The organism is Sphaerisporangium viridialbum (assembly GCF_049674955.1).
Lineage (GTDB): Bacteria > Actinomycetota > Actinomycetes > Streptosporangiales > Streptosporangiaceae > Sphaerisporangium > Sphaerisporangium viridialbum.
In genome coordinates this window covers 4,609,350-4,629,338 of sequence record NZ_CP187232.1, presented here as the reverse complement: position 1 = coordinate 4,629,338, position 19,989 = coordinate 4,609,350, and the positions used below count along the sequence as shown (strand labels likewise).

General features: G+C 68.8%; 20 protein-coding genes. 10 read left to right on the top strand and 10 right to left on the bottom strand.

The features are described 5' to 3' along the window. Positions 1 to 29: 29 nt before the first annotated feature. Positions 30 to 605 carry a TetR/AcrR family transcriptional regulator gene (locus ACOZ38_RS20745; RefSeq protein WP_424532781.1) on the bottom strand — a complete coding sequence of 192 codons (576 nt, stop codon included), beginning with the start codon at positions 603 to 605 and terminating at the stop codon, positions 30 to 32. An 82-nt stretch (positions 606 to 687) separates the two neighbouring features. On the opposite strand from ACOZ38_RS20745, the gene ACOZ38_RS20740 reads away from it, so the two are divergent. Beyond that, entirely contained in the window at positions 688 to 1,536 is an 849-nt protein-coding gene (locus ACOZ38_RS20740; RefSeq protein WP_424532779.1) for an aldo/keto reductase, read from the top strand. Continuing rightward, positions 1,533 to 2,018, top strand: coding sequence for a DMT family transporter (locus tag ACOZ38_RS20735; RefSeq protein ID WP_424532778.1), 486 nt, complete (start codon positions 1,533 to 1,535; stop codon positions 2,016 to 2,018). The genes ACOZ38_RS20740 and ACOZ38_RS20735 overlap by 4 nt, the downstream gene beginning before the upstream one ends. Before the next feature lie 221 nt (positions 2,019 to 2,239). Here the strand turns inward: ACOZ38_RS20735 and ACOZ38_RS20730 are convergent, their stop codons facing one another. Further along, positions 2,240 to 2,671 (bottom strand): hypothetical protein, encoded by a 432-nt coding sequence (locus ACOZ38_RS20730; protein WP_424532777.1) that lies wholly within the window; start codon positions 2,669 to 2,671, stop codon positions 2,240 to 2,242. Positions 2,672 to 3,433: 762 nt separating this feature from the next. Further along, positions 3,434 to 4,045, bottom strand: coding sequence for a TetR/AcrR family transcriptional regulator (locus ACOZ38_RS20725; RefSeq protein ID WP_424532775.1), 612 nt, complete (start codon positions 4,043 to 4,045; stop codon positions 3,434 to 3,436). Positions 4,046 to 4,181: 136 nt separating this feature from the next. Between ACOZ38_RS20725 and ACOZ38_RS20720 the strand changes: the two genes are divergently transcribed. Next, positions 4,182 to 4,946: a class I SAM-dependent methyltransferase gene (locus tag ACOZ38_RS20720; RefSeq protein ID WP_424532774.1), complete on the top strand. Its 765-nt coding sequence runs from the start codon at positions 4,182 to 4,184 to the stop codon at positions 4,944 to 4,946. A gap of 281 nt (positions 4,947 to 5,227) precedes the next feature. Here the strand turns inward: ACOZ38_RS20720 and ACOZ38_RS20715 are convergent, their stop codons facing one another. Next, complete coding sequence (locus tag ACOZ38_RS20715; protein WP_424532773.1) at positions 5,228 to 5,797, bottom strand: hypothetical protein; 570 nt, start codon at positions 5,795 to 5,797, stop codon at positions 5,228 to 5,230. A gap of 134 nt (positions 5,798 to 5,931) precedes the next feature. Between ACOZ38_RS20715 and ACOZ38_RS20710 the strand changes: the two genes are divergently transcribed. After that, positions 5,932 to 6,429, top strand: a complete 498-nt coding sequence (locus tag ACOZ38_RS20710) for an O-methyltransferase (protein ID WP_424532772.1) — start codon at positions 5,932 to 5,934, stop codon at positions 6,427 to 6,429. Between the two features lie 330 nt (positions 6,430 to 6,759). Here the strand turns inward: ACOZ38_RS20710 and ACOZ38_RS20705 are convergent, their stop codons facing one another. Then, the gene (locus tag ACOZ38_RS20705) at positions 6,760 to 7,698 is read right to left on the bottom strand and encodes an RNA polymerase sigma-70 factor (protein ID WP_424532770.1); all 939 of its coding nucleotides are present in this window, start codon (positions 7,696 to 7,698) and stop codon (positions 6,760 to 6,762) included. A 214-nt stretch (positions 7,699 to 7,912) separates the two neighbouring features. Here ACOZ38_RS20705 and ACOZ38_RS20700 point away from each other — a divergent pair, with 214 nt between their 5' ends. Next, complete coding sequence (locus ACOZ38_RS20700; RefSeq protein WP_424532769.1) at positions 7,913 to 8,680, top strand: SDR family NAD(P)-dependent oxidoreductase; 768 nt, start codon at positions 7,913 to 7,915, stop codon at positions 8,678 to 8,680. A gap of 179 nt (positions 8,681 to 8,859) precedes the next feature. Here the strand turns inward: ACOZ38_RS20700 and ACOZ38_RS20695 are convergent, their stop codons facing one another. Next, positions 8,860 to 9,066 carry a hypothetical protein gene (locus ACOZ38_RS20695; protein WP_424532767.1) on the bottom strand — a complete coding sequence of 69 codons (207 nt, stop codon included), beginning with the start codon at positions 9,064 to 9,066 and terminating at the stop codon, positions 8,860 to 8,862. Positions 9,067 to 9,156: 90 nt separating this feature from the next. Here ACOZ38_RS20695 and ACOZ38_RS20690 point away from each other — a divergent pair, with 90 nt between their 5' ends. From ACOZ38_RS20690 to ACOZ38_RS20680, 3 genes are all read left to right on the top strand, one after another. After that, entirely contained in the window at positions 9,157 to 10,023 is an 867-nt protein-coding gene (locus tag ACOZ38_RS20690) for a metalloregulator ArsR/SmtB family transcription factor (RefSeq protein WP_424532765.1), read from the top strand. Continuing rightward, positions 10,020 to 10,619 carry a dihydrofolate reductase family protein gene (locus ACOZ38_RS20685; RefSeq protein WP_424532764.1) on the top strand — a complete coding sequence of 200 codons (600 nt, stop codon included), beginning with the start codon at positions 10,020 to 10,022 and terminating at the stop codon, positions 10,617 to 10,619. Before ACOZ38_RS20690 ends, ACOZ38_RS20685 begins: the two co-directional genes overlap by 4 nt. Before the next feature lie 322 nt (positions 10,620 to 10,941). Continuing rightward, positions 10,942 to 12,195 (top strand): serine hydrolase domain-containing protein, encoded by a 1,254-nt coding sequence (locus ACOZ38_RS20680; protein WP_424532762.1) that lies wholly within the window; start codon positions 10,942 to 10,944, stop codon positions 12,193 to 12,195. Here the strand turns inward: ACOZ38_RS20680 and ACOZ38_RS20675 are convergent. The 3 genes from ACOZ38_RS20675 to ACOZ38_RS20665 form a co-directional block, all read right to left on the bottom strand. Next, entirely contained in the window at positions 12,183 to 14,705 is a 2,523-nt protein-coding gene (locus tag ACOZ38_RS20675) for a BTAD domain-containing putative transcriptional regulator (RefSeq protein WP_424532760.1), read from the bottom strand. The two genes, ACOZ38_RS20680 and ACOZ38_RS20675, sit on opposite strands and share 13 nt — an antisense overlap. A 304-nt stretch (positions 14,706 to 15,009) precedes the next feature. Further along, positions 15,010 to 15,657, bottom strand: a complete 648-nt coding sequence (locus ACOZ38_RS20670; RefSeq protein ID WP_424532759.1) for a class I SAM-dependent methyltransferase — start codon at positions 15,655 to 15,657, stop codon at positions 15,010 to 15,012. Positions 15,658 to 15,844: 187 nt separating this feature from the next. Continuing rightward, positions 15,845 to 16,291 (bottom strand): GNAT family N-acetyltransferase, encoded by a 447-nt coding sequence (locus ACOZ38_RS20665; protein ID WP_424532758.1) that lies wholly within the window; start codon positions 16,289 to 16,291, stop codon positions 15,845 to 15,847. A 479-nt stretch (positions 16,292 to 16,770) separates the two neighbouring features. Between ACOZ38_RS20665 and rox the strand changes: the two genes are divergently transcribed. After that, the gene (gene rox, locus ACOZ38_RS20660; RefSeq protein ID WP_424532756.1) at positions 16,771 to 18,198 is read left to right on the top strand and encodes a rifampin monooxygenase; all 1,428 of its coding nucleotides are present in this window, start codon (positions 16,771 to 16,773) and stop codon (positions 18,196 to 18,198) included. A gap of 149 nt (positions 18,199 to 18,347) precedes the next feature. On the opposite strand, the gene ACOZ38_RS20655 is transcribed toward rox, so the two are convergent. Then, entirely contained in the window at positions 18,348 to 18,923 is a 576-nt protein-coding gene (locus ACOZ38_RS20655) for a TetR/AcrR family transcriptional regulator C-terminal domain-containing protein (protein ID WP_424532755.1), read from the bottom strand. 155 nt (positions 18,924 to 19,078) lie between these two features. Here ACOZ38_RS20655 and ACOZ38_RS20650 point away from each other — a divergent pair, with 155 nt between their 5' ends. Beyond that, positions 19,079 to 19,987 (top strand): alpha/beta fold hydrolase, encoded by a 909-nt coding sequence (locus tag ACOZ38_RS20650; protein WP_424532753.1) that lies wholly within the window; start codon positions 19,079 to 19,081, stop codon positions 19,985 to 19,987. Positions 19,988 to 19,989: the final 2 nt, after the last annotated feature.

The following is a 19,989-nucleotide window of genomic DNA, read 5'->3' as shown; positions in this document are numbered from 1 at the left end:
GAGATTCTGAACCACGCCGACTTCCCCGTCTATCGTGAGAGAACCGCGGCAAGACGACCGAGCGCTTCCTTGACATCGGCGACTGACTGCTTCCGCACGTGCCGTTGATATTGGTAGACCTCGGGGGCGAGTGGAGCGAGCAGCACGTCGGGGAGCGTGTCGTCGCGTACGCCGGCCTCTCGAACCTGTGAGGCGACGAAGGTTCGCCAGAACCCGTAGGCGCCGGTGCTGAAACGGGCGGCGCCTAGTTCGGCTCCCAGCGCGAGCGGCAGATGCTGCTCCAACAAGTCGACCATGGCCGCATAGAAGGCCACCAACCGTTCATGGGGTGGGACGCCTGGACCGAGCGGGGGCGGTCCGGACAGAAGCTGTTGCTGCAATGCCCGCTCGTGGACGTCGAGCAGGGCGACCGCGACCGAGGCTACGTCGGGATACCGCCGATAGAGCGTGCCTCGTCCTACGCCGGCAGCGGTGGCTAGATCCGACATGGTGATCCGTGGCCCCTGAGCAGCGAAGAGCTGTTCGGCCGCAGCCAGGATGCGCTGGCGATTCGCGGCAGCGTCGGCTCGCTCCGGCGGTGACGTGTCGAGCAGCTTCTTCCTCACCCCACCATCCTAACTGGACGCCTCGTCCACTTCGTGTACTGTAAGTATCCGGACACGTCGTCCACTTAGTTGAGGAGGAACGATGCAGAACGCGACGATCGCCATCGCCGGCTACGAGGTGGGACGCGTCGGTTACGGCACGATGCAGCTCACCGGACCGATGGCGTTGGGCAGCCCCGTCGATCCCGAGGCCTGCAAGGACCTCGTTCGGAGTGCGGTTGAACAGGGCGTGCGGCTCATCGACACGTCCGCCTACTACGGTCCCGAGATCGCGAACCGTCTGCTCGCCGAAGCGCTCGCCCCCTACCCCGACGACCTCCTGATCGCGACGAAGGTGGGCGCTCGACGAACCCCTGACGGTGGCTTCGCTGCCGACGCGACGCCGGAGGCGATCCGCGGCGCCGTGCACGACAACCTGCGCCAGCTCCGCATCGACAGGCTGCCGCTGGTCCACGCGCGGTACATGCCGGACACCACGATCCCGTTCGAGGACACCGTCGGCGCGCTCGCCGAGCTGAAAGACGAAGGGCTGATCGCCCATGTCGGAGTGTCGAACGTCACCCTCGACCTGTTCGAGCGCGCTCGGACGGTCACGCCCATCGCGTCGATAGAGAACGAGTTCCGCCTCGGACTCGATGCCGGACGAGATGTCCTCGACGCCGCGACACAACTGGGCATCCCGTACCTGGCGTTCCGCCCGCTCGGGAACGGCGCCCTAGTCAGGCCAGACTCGCCGCTGCAGGAGACCGCCCAGGCCGCTGGCGTATCGCCGGCAACGATCGCCTTGGCCTGGATTCTCGACCAAAGCCCGACAACGGCGGTCATTCCCGGCTCGTCGCTGCCTGAACATCTGGCAGCCAACCTTGCCGCGCAGTCGTTCGAGTTCACCGTCGACCTGCGAGCGGAAATCGCCCGGCTGGACCTGCGGTGAGCATCGGCTGGATCGCCGTCATCGCGGCCGGGCTTCTGGAGATCGCATGGGCGCACAGCATTCGCCTAACCGAGGGCTTCACCAAACTGCTCCCGACGATCGTCTGCGGCGCGCTGACCATCGCAGTCCTACTGATTCTCAACGTCGCGATGAAGACCGTTCCCGTTGGCACCGCCTACGCGGTCTTTGTCGGCATCGGAGCGCTCGGCACCGCAATCGTCGGAATGATCTGGCTCCACGAACCCGTCAGCCTTCTCAGGGCGCTCGCGCTTGCGCTCATCGTGGGCGGCGTCGTCTTGCTCCGACTAAACCGACATCAACGCAGCGACCGCATGACGCGACCGCCGGAACGAGCGCGCCCGTGCATGAACGCCTCGACAAGATTCAGCGGATCATCAAGGGGCGAAGTGAGTGTCGCCGTCGTATCCTGCGGAGTCCGGTCTCGTCGCTTGTGTGGGATGACCGAGGACCTGCGGTCTTGACCGTGATTGACATGTCATGCTTGCGGCACCGCCGGAAGGACCCTCGGAAGTCCCAGGCTTATCGCCTATTTGACGATGTTGCGTACCGAGCGGATGGCGAGTCTCCTCCGTACAACAGAGGCGCCGATCGCCCGGGATGTGGGTTGGGGCGATCCCGATTTCGCGGCCCGGCAGTTCCGGCGCAGCGTCGGCGTCACGCCGAGTAGGTACCGGGCAATCAGTCACCGACACACTGCACAGCAGGCCGGATGAAGTCGTCGGCGTCGCGCGAATGCTGCCGGTGGGCTACAGGCCCGGCGCGGGTCGTGTTGCGGCGGTTCCGTCGGGACGGCCGTCCTGCCGTCCTCGTTGGCGATGGTCTGGGCGCGACCGAGGGCGGCGCGGGCTCGTGCGGCGTCGATCTTCTGCCGGGTGCTCTGGGGCTCGGGGCCGAGCGGGGTACGGTCGTCGGCGATCTGGTAGCGGTCACGGTACGCGGCAACGACTGCGGCGGCTCGTCGCCATGCCGCGCGCTGCTTCTCCTTCTTCGGTGCTGGGCCGAGCTTGGCTGTCCATGCGTCCTTGTCGGCGAGGGCGACAGTGAGCACGGCTTCGGCGCGGGTCTCGATGAGGTCGCGGCGCTCGTCCAGGGCGTGGCGCATGTCGTCGGCCATCGGCCCGCCCGCATCCGGGATCAAGCCGGCGATGAGTCGGGCTGGTTTGCGAGTACGGCCGGAACCTGCGGGCCGGACGGTGGCGCGTGCGAGGCGGGCGTGGATCACGGAGGCGATGTCGTCGGCGTCATCCAGCCCGCGTGCCGCGATCAGTCTTTGTTCAGGACTACAACTGATCGCGCAATACCCGGTCGGAGTCCGACGCAGGGTGCCGTGATAACGCAGTAGACGACGTTTTCCAGGTCGCACTGCCCGGTAAGGAACTTTATTTCAAGCCACCCGGGGCTCCCGGCCACGCGCCCGTCGCTTTGGGCCGGCGTCCTCCTCCCGAACGCCTTCCCAGCCCCAAAGTATGTCCAGCTCAAGCCGCCCAGGTGGGCCGTTACAAGTCGCCATGACCAGACGCCCACGGCTTCCGAGAACACGCACAACGCAAGGGTGAAAGCCCAGCTCGGCACTTCCGAAACAGAACCGCGCCGCTACTTGGCGGCCGGGGACACGTTCGGGAGGAGGAGGCCGAGACCGAGTAGCCGACAAGATCAATCTCAGCGCCAACGGCTGTACCGATGTTCCCCGAGGCCGAACACGGTCGCCGGCCGCCTGCGGGGACGGCCCGGCTCCGGCGCACAACTCCGAGGGATCTGCTTCATGGACGGCGGTAGGTAACCACATCCGCCAGGCAGATCACGGGCCCTTCAACGCTCTTACCGGACGTGAAGGACACCCTTCGGGCGGCTCAAGATAACGATCGTTTGCCGACGCTCAGGGGTCCCTAGGCCGTCGTCGTTGCACGGCGTCGGCGATGACCGCTGTCACGAGCTTGTTGACGACTGCCGGGGCCGGCGGGCCGGGGTCGCGGTCTGCAAACAGGAGATGCCCGCCACCGACCAGGGAGAGGGTGAGTGAGTCGACGTCGGCGTCGGCCGCGATGCGGCCCAGTTCACGCTCGTCGGCCAGATAGGCCGAGATCGCGGTCGTGGCCTGGGCGAGGATCGCGATGCCGCCTCCGGGTCTGGCTTGCCGTAGCCGTGCGCGCAGCTCGTCCCGGAAGGTGATGAGCGGGATGATTGCCACGGGAATCGGTCCGAACAGGGTGATCAGCGCGCTGGTGAGGTTGTTGGCCACCGTGCCGGTACCGGCGGACTCGCGCAGCGCACTCGCCTGCGTCTCGAGCTGCGCGGCCCGGTCGAGCACGAGGTCGGTGAGGAAGGCGTCGAAGTCGGTGAAGTGCCGGTGCAGGACACCTTTGGCGCAGCCCGCCTCGTCGGTGACGGCCCGGCTGGTCAGCCCGTTCGGCCCGTCCCGCAGAAGCACGCGTTCGGCAGCGTCGAATAGCTGCTGCCGTGCGTCGCGAAGGTGTACCCCAGTCGGCACTTAAGAGATCCTTTCGTGCGTCAACCCGCTGGCATCCATTGCCCAGTGGGCGCACGCCCACTAAGGTGGGCACATGCCCATACTACCGCGAGAGCAGCCAGAACCGTCCCCAGCGGAGCCGCACAAGGCCCGGCGGATGGCTGAGTCGTTCGGCGTGGACGCGCAACGCTACGACCAAGCCCGGCCCGGCTACCCCGATGCATTGGTGGCGCGGATCGTCGCCGGGAGCCCCGGGCCTGACGTGCTCGACGTCGGCTGCGGTACCGGCATCGCAGCCTGCCAGTTCCAGGCCGCCGGCTGCGCCGTGCTCGGCGTCGAGCCCGATGCGCGGATGGCCGACTTCGCGCGATCACGTGGCCTGCAGGTCGAGGTGGCGGCCTTCGAAGCCTGGCAGCCAGTCGGCCGGACGTTTGACGCGGTCATCGCCGCCCAGTCGTGGCACTGGGTGGATCCGGTCGCCGGCGCCGTGAAGGCGGCACGTGTGCTGCGTCCAGGGGGACGGCTGGCGATCTTCGGGCACGTGTACGAGCCGCCTGCCGAGGTGGCCGAACCGTTCGCCGCTGCCTATCGGCGGGCGGCGCCCGACTCCCCGCTCAACGGCCAACCGGCCCGACGTCCGCTCGACCTCTACCAGGCGGCATACGCGAAGTTCGCCGACAAGATCCGCGAGACCGAACAGTTCAACGATCCAGAACAGTGGCGATTCGACTGGGAGCAGTCCTACACGCGCGACCAATGGCTGGACCTGCTACCCACCACCGGCGGCCTCACCCAACTCCGTCCCGATCAGCTGGCCGAGATACTGGACGCGGTCGGGGGCGCCATCGACTCCCTGGGTGGACGCTTCACGATGAACTACACGACCCTTGCCGCGACCGCCGTACGCGCCGGCAACTCCTGAGTCCATCCGCCAAATCGCCGCAGACCGCGAGCGAGTTCGTTGCGGAGTTGAAGGAGCGCCACCGCCAGGCCGCTGACCATCTGGACGCCGGCTACGCCGACAACGAAGACCTGACCTTCGCCAAGGACGGCACCCCGACGCTCAAGCGGTTGGCCGGGGGAGCCGTACCGGCTGCTCGATCCGTCTGTCATGCCGATTACCGGGGCTCCGGCTGGGCGGGCGCGGGGACTACACGAACGGCGGCGACTGCTATGCGCTCCTGGCGATGTTCGGTTGGCCGATCAGGAGAGCCGATCGATGATCGGCACTGTCGTTTTCAGGGGTGTGCCGAACCAGCCGGAGAGCGCTTCTCGCAGCGCGAGCGCGGCGGTGTCGGCAGGTTCGTCGATGGTTGCGGCCCAGGCGATCTGGGCGTCCGGGCGGATCAGTGGGGCGTCGGCTGGTCGGTGCTCGGTCTTGGCGGTGTGGATGCCGACGCGATGCTGCCAGTCTCGGGCGGTCTCGCGGAGGTCCGGGCGGTCGGCGAGGTCGAGGAGGATGGGCCATGCAGTGTGCATGAGTTCCGCGACGCTCGTTGTGCCCTGGTCGGTGTGCAGAGTGAGGTCGGGTGCGAAGGTGCCGGTCAAGGCGTGTTGGTTGGGGTTGGGTATCGGGTAGTGGATGTCGGTGCCGGCGATGAGGGCCCCTATGCGGCGCAATGGCTGCTCGTCGGCGAACAGTTCCAGGAAGACTTCCCGCAGCGCCTCGGCGGCTGGGTCGTCTCCGCGCCGCAGTGCCACCTGAGCTTGGGTGTGGAGCACTGTACGTGCGCCGGCCGGGCCGGCACCCACGATGATCACGTCGGCGTCCATCACTGGCCACTCCCCGCGCGGTCTTTCGTCGCGTCCCCGCGCGACCCGGTCGTCGACAACAACACACGCACTTCGCTACTCCCATTTCCGCAGGTTCTGGCCTCGGCCGAGGATTCTGCAGCACGACCCGGGTCTTGCCGCAAGCCCCCCGGTGCGCTATACGTTGCCGAGGCACCGGGACCGGGTGTGGGGTGGGGCTTGCCTGGCTGGCATCAGGCGCCCGGCTAGGGACCCGGTTGGTCAGCGTTGAACTGGATGCTGATCGGGCGGCGCTGGCCGCTCAGGTGTTCTGCGGTCACCCACAGGTGTCGGTGATTCAAGGTGACTGGCGGGAGATTTACCGGGACGGGCCGTATGACCTGCTCGTGCTCGATGGAGGTGGGCAGGGCAAGCGCGGTGAGCAACCGGCCGATCCGCACCGGCTGCTCAGGCCTGGGGGGATGGTGGTCATCGACGACCTGGCCCCGGCTCGGCACTGGCCGCCGTGGTTTGACGGCGCTGTCGATCAGGCTCGGATGCACTGGCTGGATCACCCCGGTCTGGACACGGCGGAACTTCGGCTCGCGCCCGATCTGGCCGCGCTGGTGGCCACCCGCCGTTTCGCTGACGCGCCCAGCTCGGTAGATCACTGAACGGGTCGCGGAGCCAGATCCTGATCGAGGCAACGTCCACGGTGCCCCGATAGACGCGCGACCGCCTTGGCCCCGTCGCCTGGTGACCACCGCGCAACCAAACCTGCGGTCGACGGTGGAGACCAGGCAAGTCACAACAAGATCAACGCCATTTGGGGCTCATGACACGTTTCTGCACCCCAGAATCCAACGAACCCGCCACTGACCTGCGGTGATGATGGCTGGTCAGGTCGTGTCGGGACACGCTGGTGAGCGGGGTTCGTGGCGGGCGGCTGAATCTGCGTTGGCGGTGACCTGGGCGGAGGTCTGTTCGCCTAGGTCGTTCCGGCCTCAGCGGCTCAGCGCGGTCTCCCTCTCCACTCGCGACAGCTTCTCGGGATTGCGTACGGCGTAGAGCCCGGTGAAGAGGCCGTCGTCGATGCGCACCGCCATGAGGGTGTCGATCTCGCCGTTGAGCCGGAGGACCAACGCCGGGTAGCCGTTGACCTGCACCGGCTCGACCGACGTCCCGCCGCCAATCCTGGGCATACCGACAGCCAGCAAGCGAGCCACCCGGTCGGCCCCTACGATGGGCGACAGCGCGGCCCGCTTGACTCCGCCACCGTCACCCAGGAAGACGACGTCCGGCGCGAGCATGTCGAGCAGGCGTTGCAGATCGCCCGTTTCGATCGCCCGTTGGAACGCCTCGAGCGCGCCGCGGGTCTCGGCTGCAGAAACGACCCCGCGCGGTCGGCGCGCGGCGACGTGTACTCGTGCCCGGTGGGCGATCTGGCGGACCGCGGCCGGGCGCTTGTCGACGGCTTCCGCGATCTCGTCGTACTCCAGATCGAACACCTCGCGCAGCACGAACACCGCCCGCTCGGTCGGCGTGAGCGTTTCCAGCACCAGCAGCATCGCCATCGAGACGCTGTCGGCCAACTCGACGTCCTCGGCCACGTCGGGCGCGGTCAGCAGCGGCTCGGGCAACCAGGGGCCGACGTAGGACTCCTTGCGCCGGCCGAGCGTACGCAGCCGGCTCAGCGCCTGCCGGGTGGTGATCCGGACCAGGTATGCACGCTGATCCCGCACGATGTCGAGATCGACGCCCGCCCACCGCAACCAGGTCTCCTGCAGGACGTCCTCCGCGTCGGTGGCCGAGCCGAGCATCTCGTAGGCGACGGTGAACAGCAGGTTGCGGTGGGCGACGAACGCCTCGGTGGCGCAGTCCATGCGGTCGCCACGAGCGGGCGGTTCTGCTGTGTCCGTTGTTCGCTCGCCGCGGTCGTTCATAGCCGGCTCCTGCCTGTTGCCTCTCGACTGTGCCACACGCACAAGACGCCGGTCCCTATCGCCTTGTGACATCCACGGTCGGTGGCGCACGTCACTTAGCCGCGCTGTCACAGGGATCGGGTCGCCGGCATCTCATGTTCGTCAGGACGCCGCGCGAACGATCCGCGCGGCACGCAACTCCACGAGACGGACTCGCTCGGACAGGAGCTTGGTCATGAACGAGCACACCACACACCAGCAAGTGGCATTGATCACCGGGGCGAACAAGGGGATCGGCCGCGCGGCCGCCGAGCGGCTCGCCGCGCTGGGCATGACGGTCCTGATCGGCGCCAGAAACCCGCGGCGCGGCGAGGACGCCGCCGCGGCCCTGCGCGCAGCAGGCGACGACGCGCACGCGGTCACCCTGGATGTCACCGACCCGACCATAATCCAGCAGGCCGCAAGGCGGGTCGAGGAGCGCTTCGGCCACCTTGACGTGCTGGTCAACAACGCCGGTATCACTGGCTCCGGGCAGGTCTCGCCCGAAGACGCCCGCGATCAAGTACCAAGCTCCGTCGACCTGGACATGGTCCGGGCGGTGTTCGAGACCAACGTCTTCGGGGTGATCGCGGTGACCAATGCCGTGCTCCCGCTGCTGCGGCGCTCGCCGGCGCCGCGCATCGTCAACGTCAGCAGCGCCGCTGGGTCGCTGACCATTGCGAGCGACCCGGACGGTCCGCTGGCGGGTCTGCTGACGTCGGCCGCGTACACGCCCTCCAAGACCGCGCTCAACGCGCTGACCGTGCAGTACGCCAATGAGTTGCGGAAGGACGGCATCCTGGTCAACGCCGCCGACCCCGGCTTCGTCGACACGGAAATCAACAACCACAGCGGGCACCTCACCCCCGCGCAGGGCGCCGCGGTCCTGGTGCGCCTGGCCACGCTCGGCGCGGACGGACCGACCGGCGGGTTCTTCAGCGAGGACGGCCCGGTGCCCTGGTAGCGGTCAGGTGAGTAGGTCGACCTGGCCGGCTCAGCCTGCGCGGGAGCGAATCCCCAGGTGGCTGTGCCGGCTGCTGGCCGGGGACGTGGCGGCAGGGCTTCAAGGAAGGGTTGGCGTGACCCGAACCGAGGAGTTCGAACGGCCTCCGTCGGCGTGCGGGTCGAGCGTGGTGGAGGCTGTCATGAACAGGTACTCCGCCAGCGCACATACTCGATCGCGCCGCCCTTGGAGACCACGCGGGCGCGGCGGAGCTCGATATCCAGGTCCTCGATGTTCAGCGACAGGATCTCCTCGGCTCGCGCAGTCTCATACGAGCAGTGCGGCTCATGCGAGGCCGTCGTCGCGGCCTGGGCGAGTACTTCTGTGACGGATGGGAGAGTTTCCACCCGAACCCGGCCTGCCCGATCCCGACACTGCCTCACCAATTCATAGATATTCCTTGACACGAATATTCTCTGTGAAGAATACTAACGTCCATGGACGCACTCCTCACCGCACTGGCCGACCCGGCCCGCTGGCGGCTCGTGAGCCTGTTGGCCGAGCGGCCGCGCTCGGTCGGTGTCCTCGCCCAGCTCGCCGAGGCGCGCCAGCCGCAGACGACCAAGCACCTGCAGGCCCTTGAGCGCGCCGGCGTCGTCGTCTCCCAGCGCACCGGCCAGCGCCGCATCTACGCGCTCCGGCCCGCTCCCCTGCGGGACCTGGCGGCTGCGCTCAGCCGGCTCGCCGACACCGCGGACCAGGCCGGTGGCCCGCGCGAGACCTACGATCGCTACGGGCTCAGCCTCCACACAGAGCGGCTCGCCGCGAAGGAGCCGGGGTGGGCCGACGACCGCTCATTCAGGTTCCTCCGGTCGATGACAGGACGTCCCGAGCTGGTCTGGCGCCACCTGACCGAGGCCTCCCTGCTCGCCCGATGGTGGACGCCGGACGACCTGCGGGTCTCCGAGCTCGTCTTCGAGGCGCGACCGGGCGGGCGGATCGTCCACGAGTACCGCGACGCCGAGGACGCCGACGGCTCCGACCTGGTCGCCGGGCGCGCGCAGGGAGTCGTCGTCGACGTACGCCCCGGTGAGCGCCTCGCCTACCGGCTCTCCCCGCTGCTTCCCGATGGTGGCTTCGCCTTCACCTCCCACCTCGACCTCGGCCTCCGGCCCACCGACACCGGCACAGACCTCGACGTCCACTTCCGGATCACCGACAGCACAGTCGACTCCGCGGACTTCATCGCAGGCATCGAGATCGGCTTCGGCCAGAGCCTCGACAAGCTCGCGGCGACCCTCGTCGCGGATTCCGACAGCACCGACAGCACCGGGCACGACACCGACACAAGGAGCACGAAATGACCGACTCGACCGGCCGCAGGGTGACCGCGAACCTGAGCCTCACCCTCGACGGGCGTTACAACGGTCCCGGCGGGCCCGGCGATTTCGGGGCGTTCGCCCCGTATGTAACCACCGAGGTCGCGCGAGACCACATGACCCGCATCTGGGAGGACGCGACGACGGCGCTCCTCGGCCGGCTCAACGCCGAGGGGTTCATGGGGTACTGGCCGTCGGTCGCCGAAGACGAGGACGCCGATCCGCGTGATCGCGGATACGCGAAGTGGCTGGTCGACACGGAAAAGGTGGTCCTCTCAACCACCTTGACCCAAGCGCCGTGGGAACGCATCCGCGTGGTGAACGCCCCCGCCGCGGACGTCGTCGCCGAACTCAAGGCCACCGGCAAGGGCGACATCCTCGTCAACAGCAGCGCGAGCGTCATCAAGGCGCTTCTCTCGGCAGACCTGCTCGACCGGCTTTATCTCATGATCTTCCCCGAGATCGCCGGGGGTGGGCAGCGACTGTTCGACGACGGCCTGCCGGCGTCGAAGTGGACGCTCACACACCAGGAGACCGGCGAGCTGGGGGAGATCGCCATGGTCTACGACCGAGTCCGCTGAGCTGGCCGATCTAGCGCACTCAGCCGGCCAGGTGACCCCAGCTCGAAGCCCCGATAGCTGCGTCACGGCGCTCGCGCCGGGTCTGCGGTCCGTGGCCGAGCGGGCGGAGTGTGAGCGGCGTACGCAGGATCGGGCCCGGCAGGCCGCAGCTCCCTTGCGGCGGTGGCGACGGTGTGCTGGGTCAGGGCGATACCGGTCGGGTGGCTGACAGCGTGCTGTGTGCGGTTTGTGAGCGGCGGGTTGGAGGGTGAGGTCGTTCGCGTCACCTATCAACCTGAGGAACGGGTCAATGTCCCAACGTGATTTTTCGTCTGATCGTTCGGTGCGGCCACGTTGGCTGCGCACGCTCACAGCTTCCGCGCTGGCCGTGAGTCTGGCCGTGGCCACGGCGTTCCCGGCTGCCGCCGCGGCCACGCCGTCCGCGACCTGGAGCGGCACCAAGGCGCAGCGCGCTCAGCTACAGCAGTTGGCGCGGAAGCTGGTGGAGGCCGGGGCGCCCGGCGTGATCGTGCGGGTCGACGACGGACGCGGCCGGCCGGTCGAGATCGCCGAGCAGGCAACCTGGACCAGACGGGATCACCTGCTCAAGGTGGGGGACGAGTTCCGGATGGGGTCCAACACCAAGACCATGGTGGCCACGCTCGTGCTGCAACTGGTCGCCGAGGGCAAGCTCGCCCTGGCTGACCCGGTGGAGAAGTGGCTGCCGGGCAAGGTGCCCAACGGCAAGGCGATCACGTTGCGCATGCTGCTGAACCACACCAGCGGCCTGTTCGACTACACCGAGGACGCCGCGGTCCGGCCGTCGATTCTCGGCAAAGATCGGCGGCGGTGGACCTCGGCGAAGCTGCTCGCTGTGGGGGTGAAGCACGATCCACTGTTCGCGCCGGGCACGAAATGGTCGTACAGCAACACCGGCTACGCCGCCATCGGCGCCGTCCTGGAGCGGGTCACCGGGGCGAGCCTGGCCGATCTGGTCCGGGGCCGGATCGCCCGACCACTCCGTCTCAAACACACCTACTACGCCACGGGCTCCACCTGGCGTGGCCCCCAGGCCCACGGCTACGAACTGGATGCCGCCCGCATGCCACCGAGTGTGCCGGCCGAGTTCAGGCACTTCGCCGGGCCGCGCCACCACGGTCACGTGAACGTCTCCGACAACGACCCCGGGTGGGGAGGGGCGGCCGGGGCGGTGGTGTCCACCACGCAGGACTGGTCCCGGTTCTACACCGCGTTGATGTCCGGCAAGCTGCTGCCCACCGCCCAGATGGCACAGATGCGCACCACGGTGCCGGTGGACTCACGGCAGCCGGACGGGCCCGGCTACGGGCTGGGCATCCAGACCGGTTCCACCCGGTGCGGCACGTTCTGGGGTCACGACGGCGGCATGCCCGGCTACCTGACCACCAACCTCACTGACCGCACCGGCAGCCGCACGGCGACCGTCCTCATCTCGACGGAGTTCTGGGCCGAGTTCGAGGGCGACCCGAAGATCGCCAAGGCCGCCCACGCGCTCCAGACCGCCGTGACCTGCACGATGTTCGGCAAGCCCGTGCCGACCGCGGCTCACACTGACTGACCGATGCGGCCGGCCGAGGGTGTGGTGATGACCGCGGACACCAGGCCTTCGGCCTCGGCCCGCGACATCGCCGCACCCGCGGCGTGCGCGGCCGCGAACCCGTCAGCGCCCAGGGCAGCCGTGGTCCGCTGTGTGATCATCCGCACGTCGACGTAGCCGAGGTCGTCGCAGCCCCGCAGCACGGTGGCGACCCCGAGCAGCCGTCCCGCCCGCTCCGGCCGATCGCGGCGACCACGACCGCGATCGAGGCCGCGACCGGCGTATGCCAGGTCAGCGTCAGGTGCACCGCCGGGTGGTCGAGCCGGCGTGCCGCCTTGTCCGGGAAACCCTCCGCGACACTCGTCCGGTCGGCTGATGGCCTCAGTGGTGGCGAGCGCGTGCGCGGCGACCACCAGCGCGCGTGCCTGCGGCTCGGTCGAGCCGCGAGCCTGGAGCACCCGGCCGAGCAGGTCCAGCGACTCCGGCGGGTGGTCCCGCAGGAACCAGAACCAGCACAGCGCGACGCCGAACCGGACCGCCAGGTCGGCGTCGCCGGACTCGGCCGCCCAGCGGATCGCGGCCGACAGGTTGTCCCGTTCTGCGGACAGGCGGACCAGCCAGCGCAGTTGGTCGGACGTGCGCAGGTACGGGTCCGCGGTCTCGGCCAGCCGAAGGAAGAACCTGGCGTGCCGCCCGCGTACGACGTCGACTTCGTCACGCCGGGCCAGCTGCTCGAGGCCGTACTCCCGGATGGTCTCCAGCACGCGGTAGCGCGGCTCGAGCGGGTCGGCGGGCTCCACCGGGTGCAGCAGGGACTTGTCGGCCAACGCCGTCAGCAGCTCCCGGACGTCGCCCGACCGGCCGATCGCCTCCGCCGCGTCCTCGGTGAAGGTGCCGGTCACGACTGCCAGCCGTTCCAGCAGCGCTCGCTCGTCGGTGTCGAGCAGGTCCCAGCTCCAGGCCACCGCCGCGCTCAAGGTCCGGTGTCGCGGCAATGCGGTGCGGCTGCCCCCGGTGAGCAGCCGGAAGCGGTCGTCCAGCCGTGCCGCGACCACCTCGACCGGCAGGGCACGCAACCGTGCCGCGGCCAGCTCGATCGCCAGCGGCAGGCCGTCCAGGCGGAGACAGATCTCCACCGCCGCCGTCAGCGCGCTGCCTTCCAGAGTGAAGCCCGGCCGCACCGCGGCGGCCCGGTCGTGGAACAGCCGGACCGCCGCGCAGGCACGGGCCCGCTCGACCGTCGACCCCGGTTCTGGCAGCTCCAGCGGGAGCACCGGGTGCAAGGTCTCACCGTCGATCCGCAGGGGTTCCCGACTGGTAGCCAGCACCCGCAGCCCTGGGCACCGGCCGAGCAGGGACCCGGCGAGCGCCGCGGCGGCCTCGATCACGTGCTCGCAGTTGTCCAGCACCAGCACCAGGTCGTCGTCCGCGAGTGTCTCGACCAGGTGCTCCACGACCTCGTCCGGGGTGACAGGCCGCGGCTGCGCGCCCTCTTCGCGCACCCGCAACAGGTCGAGCACCACGCGGGGCACATCGTCCGCGCTGACCGGGGCCAGCGGGAGGAACCACACCCCGCCGGACGGCGTGAGCTGCCGGCCGATGGTGTTGGCCAGCCGGGTTTTGCCCGCTCCTCCGGGACCGACCAGGGTGACCAGCCGAACTCGACCGAGTAGTTCGACCACGCGGCGAACGTCGTCGTCGCGGCCCACGAAGCTGGTGAGCGGGATGTCCAGGTTGCCGGGCGATCGCCGGGATCGGGGAAGTTCACCGCGCAACACCGCCAGGTGGGCCTCCTGGAGCTGCGGCCCGGGATCGCTGCCGAAACTGTCCGCCAGCAGGCCGCGGATCCGCTGGTAGGCGGCCAGCGCCTCGGCGCCGCGACCGTTCAGCGCCAGGGCTCGGATCAGCTGGGCGTGCAGCCGTTCGCGCAACGGGTGCGCGGCGGTCAGCGACTCGAGCTCGGAGACCAGGTCGAGGTCGGCGCCCAGCGCGAGCTCGGCTTCGACCCGGTCCTCCAGGGCGGCCAACCGGGCCAGCTCAAGCCGTTCGGCCTCAGCGGCGGCGAACGGCGCCTCCCGCACGTCCGCCAAGGCGGGGCCGCGCCACAGGCTCAGGGCCTCGCGCAAGATGGCGGCAGCCTCGGCAGGCCGGGACTCCGCGTGGGAGCGCCGACCCGCGCGGACCAGCCGCTCGAACCGGACAGCGTCGACTGCGTCCGGCTCGACGGCCAGCCGGTACCCGGCCGGGCCCGAGGTGAGCAGCCCTGGGTCGCCCAGGACGCGCCGCAACCGGGACACCAGCGACTGCAGCGCGTGCAGGGGTGCGTCCGGTGCCGCCTCGCCCCACAGTGCCTCGACCAAGGTCGCCGGCCGGACGGCACGCCCGGCGTCCAGCGCCAGCCGGGCCAGCAACACCCGCAGCCGCGCGCCCCCGACCCGCGTCGGGCCGGTAGCGGTGTCCAGCACCAGGGAACCGAGGACTCCGACGCGCACCCGTCCGCTAGTGCCGCGCGACTCGGTCGCATTCGCCATGGCCAGGAGTCTGTCAGATAGCAACGTATTACCTGACAATCAAGGTTCGAGCCCCGCCCACCCCTGGACCCTGCGGGAAATCGAGTCTGGAGCAGTGAACGGCGGTCTGCGTTTCTTCGATTTTCGTGTCTATCACGAACTCAACCGCGACCAAGGAAGCTCCTGACTCGATCAACACTCAGGCGCAAGTTCAGAGAACGAATCGGAGCTCGAACGGGCGGTGGGCCCTGATCATGAGTCGACGCCTGGAGCCTGACGGCTCCCCGTCCGGCAGGTTGGATGTGTTCGGTCAGACAGCCCCTGCCTAGGCTTTGCGGGCGAGCAGTTGAATCTCCTGGAACTGCCGTCGGTCGGTGGGCTGAGGCTCGCGAACCATCCGGGCTACCTCGGCCAACCCGGACTTGCGCAGCATCGCGGCGAGGTGATCAGGCCACCACCGATAGGCCGGCGCGACTGTGTGATCAAAGACCTGCGTCGGGTGAGACGGATCATCGGTTGCCGAAAAGCCGACCAGAAGGTGGCCGCCAAGTGCCAGCACACGATGGAACTCCGCCAAGATGACGGGGAGTTCCTGCGGCGGAGTGTGGATGATGGACCAACGTGAGAGTACGCCGCCCAGCACGCCGTCAGCGATGTTCAACGCGGCCATCGAGCCCACGTCGAACCGCAGGCCCGGATAGGCCTGTCGAGCCAACTTGATCATCGCAGGAGAGGCATCAACACCAAACGCCGCCAGCCCCAACTCGTCCAGATAAGCGGTGATATGGCCAGGCCCACACCCCAGGTCCGCGACCTGACCGTCCCCACTCGCACTTACGACCTCGGCGAAGGCACCCAAGATCGCGCGGTCCAGGGGACTGTCACGCAGCGTGTCGCGGAACAGCTGCGCATAGGTGGGGGCAGCAGCGTCGTAAGCCTCGCGGGTGGCACTGAGGGCATCGTGTTCGACCATGCTCGCGACAGTAGTTCCTGGCGCTGAGGCGAGCCGAGAGAATCACGATCTTCCCTCCCGTCCGTTCGCCCGGGCTATCCCTAGTTCAGAGCAGCGTCAGATGGCACTCCTCCGACCGGACCCGGCCCAGCGGGCACGGCTGGTGGAGATCCGCGACAACCTCATCGACCGGAACGCCGAGACCCTGTCAGGGTCGGGAAAGCCGCAAGTCGATCCAGGGGATGGTGTCTCCCGGCAGCAGGTAGCGCTCGGTCTCGACGAACCCGTGCTTATGCGCGAACCGCACACCGTCCTCGTTGGAGGACAGGACGACGGTCTCGATCACCTCGGCACCGAGCTCCCGCGCCCGCTTCAGTCCGCGTACATACAGTTCCTCGCCGAACCCCTGCCCACGGTGTTCGGCGAGCACACGGGCGATCACCGTGGCCGTCGACGTATCACCCGTCGGCGGGCGCACGGTGCTGCAGCCCACGAGAACGTCACCGAGATATGCGACCTCCAAGTGGTGCCGCTGACCGCGTTCCCGTACCTCGTCCAGAGACAGGACGTGGGTAGGGATGATCACGTTGTGGACGTACCGCCAGTCTTCGAACTCGGTGTCGTCGTCCGGCCGTTCGATGCGAATGTCAGACATCGCAGAAGGAAACCCGAGCACACCTCGGAGCGTCAACTCCGTTTGCCTGCGGCCCCTGCGCGACCCGGCCACCGACGAGGACGAGGAGGGATGAGCCCAGGTGTGTTCAGCTGGCGGCGGCATCGCCGTACGCGGCGCGTCACCGCTTCGCGAGGAGCTTGTCCGTCCACAGCGGACGGCAAAAGGCAAAGGCAAGGAGGTTACACACTCCTTGCCACTCTCAACGTATAGCGCACAGGGGGGCTTGCGGCAAGACCCCGGTCGTGCTGCAGAATCTCCGACCGAAGCCAGAACCTGCGGAAATCAGGGGTTCGCGAAGTAGGTGCGCTTTTGTCGACGTGTGGGTCTCGCGGGACGTCGAACCGCCGGTGGGACTCGCGGTGCGGTTGCCGGCACTCGGCGCGGAGGTGCGGGTGTGCCCGCCGCGCGACTGCGCGGAGCAGCTGGCCGAAATGCACCTTGTTGAATGGGGGGTTCTCATGATTGACGTGATCGTTGCCGGTGGCGGACCGACCGGCTTGATGCTGGCCAGCGAGTTGCGGCTGCACGGCGTGCACGTGCTCGTGCTGGAGAAGGACGCGGAGCCGGCCAGAATTGTCCGCTCGCTCGGCCTGCACGTGCGCAGCATCGAGGTGATGGACCAGCGGGGTTTGCTGGAGCGGTTCCTCGCGCACGGCCAAAAGCACGCGCTCGGTGGTTACTTCGCCGGTATCGACAAGCCGCGGCCTGACAGGCTGGACACCGCGCATTCGTACATCCTCGGTATCCCACAGACCGTCACCGATCGCCTGCTGGCCGAGCGCGCCACCGAGGTCGGCGTCGAGATCCGGCGTGGCTGCGAGCTGGTCGGGCTGAGCCAGGATGACCACGGGGTGACCGCCGAGCTGGCCGACGGCACGCGGCTGCGCTCGCGCTACCTCGTCGGTTGCGACGGTGGCCGCAGCACGGTGCGCAAGCTGCTCGGTGTCGGCTTCCCCGGCGAGCCCGCCGGCGCCGAGTGGCTGCTGGGCGAGATGGAGGTGACCGAGGAGTCTGCGACGGTTGCCGTCATCGTCGCGGAAGTCCGCAAGACCCATCGTGGGTTCGGCGCCGGGCCCCTCGGGGACGGGGTGTACCGCATCGTCGTGCCCGCCGAGAAGGTGGCCGAGGACCGCACGGTCCCGCCGGCCCTTGAGGAGTTCAAGCAGCGGCTGCGAGTGTTCGCCGGCACCGACTTCGGCGCGCACTCACCGCGCTGGCTCTCCCGGTTCGGCGACGCCACCCGGCTGGCCGAGCGCTACCGGGTCGGCCGGGTGCTACTGGCCGGCGACGCGGCGCACGTCCACCCGCCGCTGGGCGGGCAGGGGCTCAACCTCGGCATCCAGGACGCGTTCAACCTCGGCTGGAAACTGGCCGCCGAGGTCGGCGGCTGGGCACCGGAGGGGCTGCTGGACAGCTACCAGACCGAACGGCACCCGGTGGCCGCCGACGTGCTCAACAACACCCGCGTGCAGTCCGAGCTGCTGTCTCTCGAGCCGGGCCCCCGGGCAGTGCGCCGGCTGATAGCGGAACTGATGGACTTCGAGGAGGTGAACCGGTACCTGATCGAGAAGACCACCGCGATCGGGGTCCACTACGACTTCGGCGAGGGACATGAGCTGCTCGGCCGGCGGATGCGGGACGTGGGGCTGAAGCGGGGTCGCCTCTACGAGCTGATGCACGGCGGCCGCGGGCTACTGCTCGACCAGACCGGCCGGCTCTCGGTGGCGGGCTGGGCGGACCGGGTCGACCACGTCGTCGACGGCAGCGAGGAACTGGACGTGCCCGCGGCGCTGCTGCGGCCGGACGGCCACGTGGCATGGGTTGGTGAAGATCAGCAGGATCTGCTCAGCCGGCTGCCCAGGTGGTTCGGCGCTGCCGTCAGCTGAGCGCACAGTTGTGGCTCGAAGGGCGGAACCTATCTCCGGCCGCGTTCGGCGCGGTCCGGTGCCGTACCCCGCCGGCTCAAAACCCCCGCGAAGTACGCCGACCCCAGCAAGATCAATCTCATCGAAATGTGGTCTTGGGTGGATTGCGATCAGCCGCCGTCGCCGGCAGCGGGAACGCCGCGACAGAGAGCCTTGACGCCGGTGACGATCAATTCGAGGCCGTCGTGGAAGGCGCGGTCGCGAACCTCTCTGGGCCGGGCGTCTGCGCCGGTCGCGCGGGCCTGTTCCTCGGTCGTGTAGCCGTTGACGTACGCCATGACGGTGTCCACGGCGACGGCGGCCGTGTCCGCGGGGACGCCCGCGGCCGCCAGGGTGGCGATGAGGCCGTGGTAGAAGGTGACGGCCTCGCTGCCCGGATCGTGAAAGGTGGACATGAGGCGCGCGCCGTCGCGGTAGGCCAGCATGAGCTCGCGCGTGCCGATCGCGAGGCCGCGCAGTTGCTCGTCCCAGGGGCCGTCGAGTGGCGGGACGGCGTCGGCCGGTGGGGTGACCAGGTGCGCGACCATGGCGTCCAGCAGGGCCTGCTTGCTGGGGTAATGCCGATAGAGCGCGCCTGCGCGCACGCCGAGCCGGCTGGCCAGGAGTCGCATGGTCAGACCGTCCAGGCCGACCTCGTCGAGCAACTCGATCGCCGCCTGAAGCACCTGGGCGCGTCGCTGCCCCATCGAATCCTCCCAGTCGCGGTTGACAATCCGACTCCGCGTACGTGAACAATGTACACGTGAACGTTGTTCACGTAGGAGATGGAGGGTGTCATGACCGAGCTGGGCGTCAAGCAGGCACAGAAGCGGTTCGTCCCGGCCGCGGATGAGGTGACACGGTGAAGGGCTCGCCACAGTTCGTGCGCGACTACAGCAAAGGCCAGGTTCGTTCCGCCGACGGGACGACGATCGGCTACCGGCAACGCGGTCGCGGCCCCGCATTGATCCTCGTGCACGGTGGGATGCAGGCATCGCAACACTTCACGAGGCTCGCTGCCGCGCTGTCGACCGACTTCACGGTCTATGTGCCCGACCGGCGTGGACGCGGGCTGAGCGGACCCCACGGTGACCGCTTCGGTGTCCTGCGGGAGGTCGACGACCTGCGGGCGCTGGTCGCGGCGACCGGGGCTTCGCGGATCTTCGGCCTGAGCTCGGGTGCACTCGTCACCCTGCGCACGGCCCTGGCCACCCCGGCACTCGATCGGGTCGTCCTGTATGAACCTCCGTTGTCTGTCGACGGCTCGGTACCGATGGACTGGGTGCCGCGTTTCGATCGCGAGACCGCCGCGGGCAAGCTCGCCTCCGCACTGGTCACGGCGCTGAAGGGCCTGGGCACCGAACCGGTGCTCGGTCGAATTCCGCGATTCGTTCTTGTGCCGCTCATGGCGGTCGGCTCGCGCCTGCAACGCGATGTGCCCGAAGACGAGGTACCGATCGAAGCGCTCGTCCCCACTCTGCACTTCGACCTGCGGATAGTCCGGGAGATGGCTGACACGGTGAAGGACTACGCGGCGCTCGACGCGCAGGTTCTGCTGCTCAACGGCGCAAGGAGCCCGGCATACTTCCGCGTTGCGCTGGACGCGCTCTCCGCCGTGCTCCCGCATTCGCGACGTGTCTCGTTCTCGGGCCTGGGGCACTCGGGTCCGGACAACGACGGAGATCCGCCGCGCGTGGGGGAGGCTTTGCGTGATTTCTTCCTGGACACCGCCCACTCCGCCGCCGACGGCGAGCGCCTCCTCGGCCGCTGACC

Excerpts from the sequence above, each read along its gene's own strand:
- ACOZ38_RS20700 (WP_424532769.1), top strand. The coding sequence starts at position 7,913 with ATGAACGAGCACACCACACACCAGCAAGTGGCATTGATCACCGGGGCG.
- ACOZ38_RS20670 (WP_424532759.1), bottom strand. The coding sequence starts at position 15,657 with ATGGTCGAACACGATGCCCTCAGTGCCACCCGCGAGGCTTACGACGCT.
- ACOZ38_RS20705 (WP_424532770.1), bottom strand. The coding sequence starts at position 7,698 with ATGAACGACCGCGGCGAGCGAACAACGGACACAGCAGAACCGCCCGCT.
- ACOZ38_RS20740 (WP_424532779.1), top strand. The coding sequence starts at position 688 with ATGCAGAACGCGACGATCGCCATCGCCGGCTACGAGGTGGGACGCGTC.
- ACOZ38_RS20715 (WP_424532773.1), bottom strand. The coding sequence starts at position 5,797 with ATGGACGCCGACGTGATCATCGTGGGTGCCGGCCCGGCCGGCGCACGT.
- ACOZ38_RS20690 (WP_424532765.1), top strand. The coding sequence starts at position 9,157 with ATGGACGCACTCCTCACCGCACTGGCCGACCCGGCCCGCTGGCGGCTC.
- ACOZ38_RS20655 (WP_424532755.1), bottom strand. The coding sequence starts at position 18,923 with ATGGGGCAGCGACGCGCCCAGGTGCTTCAGGCGGCGATCGAGTTGCTC.
- ACOZ38_RS20675 (WP_424532760.1), bottom strand. The coding sequence starts at position 14,705 with ATGGCGAATGCGACCGAGTCGCGCGGCACTAGCGGACGGGTGCGCGTC.
- ACOZ38_RS20720 (WP_424532774.1), top strand. The coding sequence starts at position 4,182 with ATGGCTGAGTCGTTCGGCGTGGACGCGCAACGCTACGACCAAGCCCGG.
- rox (WP_424532756.1), top strand. The coding sequence starts at position 16,771 with ATGATTGACGTGATCGTTGCCGGTGGCGGACCGACCGGCTTGATGCTG.
- ACOZ38_RS20665 (WP_424532758.1), bottom strand. The coding sequence starts at position 16,291 with ATGTCTGACATTCGCATCGAACGGCCGGACGACGACACCGAGTTCGAA.
- ACOZ38_RS20730 (WP_424532777.1), bottom strand. The coding sequence starts at position 2,671 with ATGGCCGACGACATGCGCCACGCCCTGGACGAGCGCCGCGACCTCATC.
- ACOZ38_RS20685 (WP_424532764.1), top strand. The coding sequence starts at position 10,020 with ATGACCGACTCGACCGGCCGCAGGGTGACCGCGAACCTGAGCCTCACC.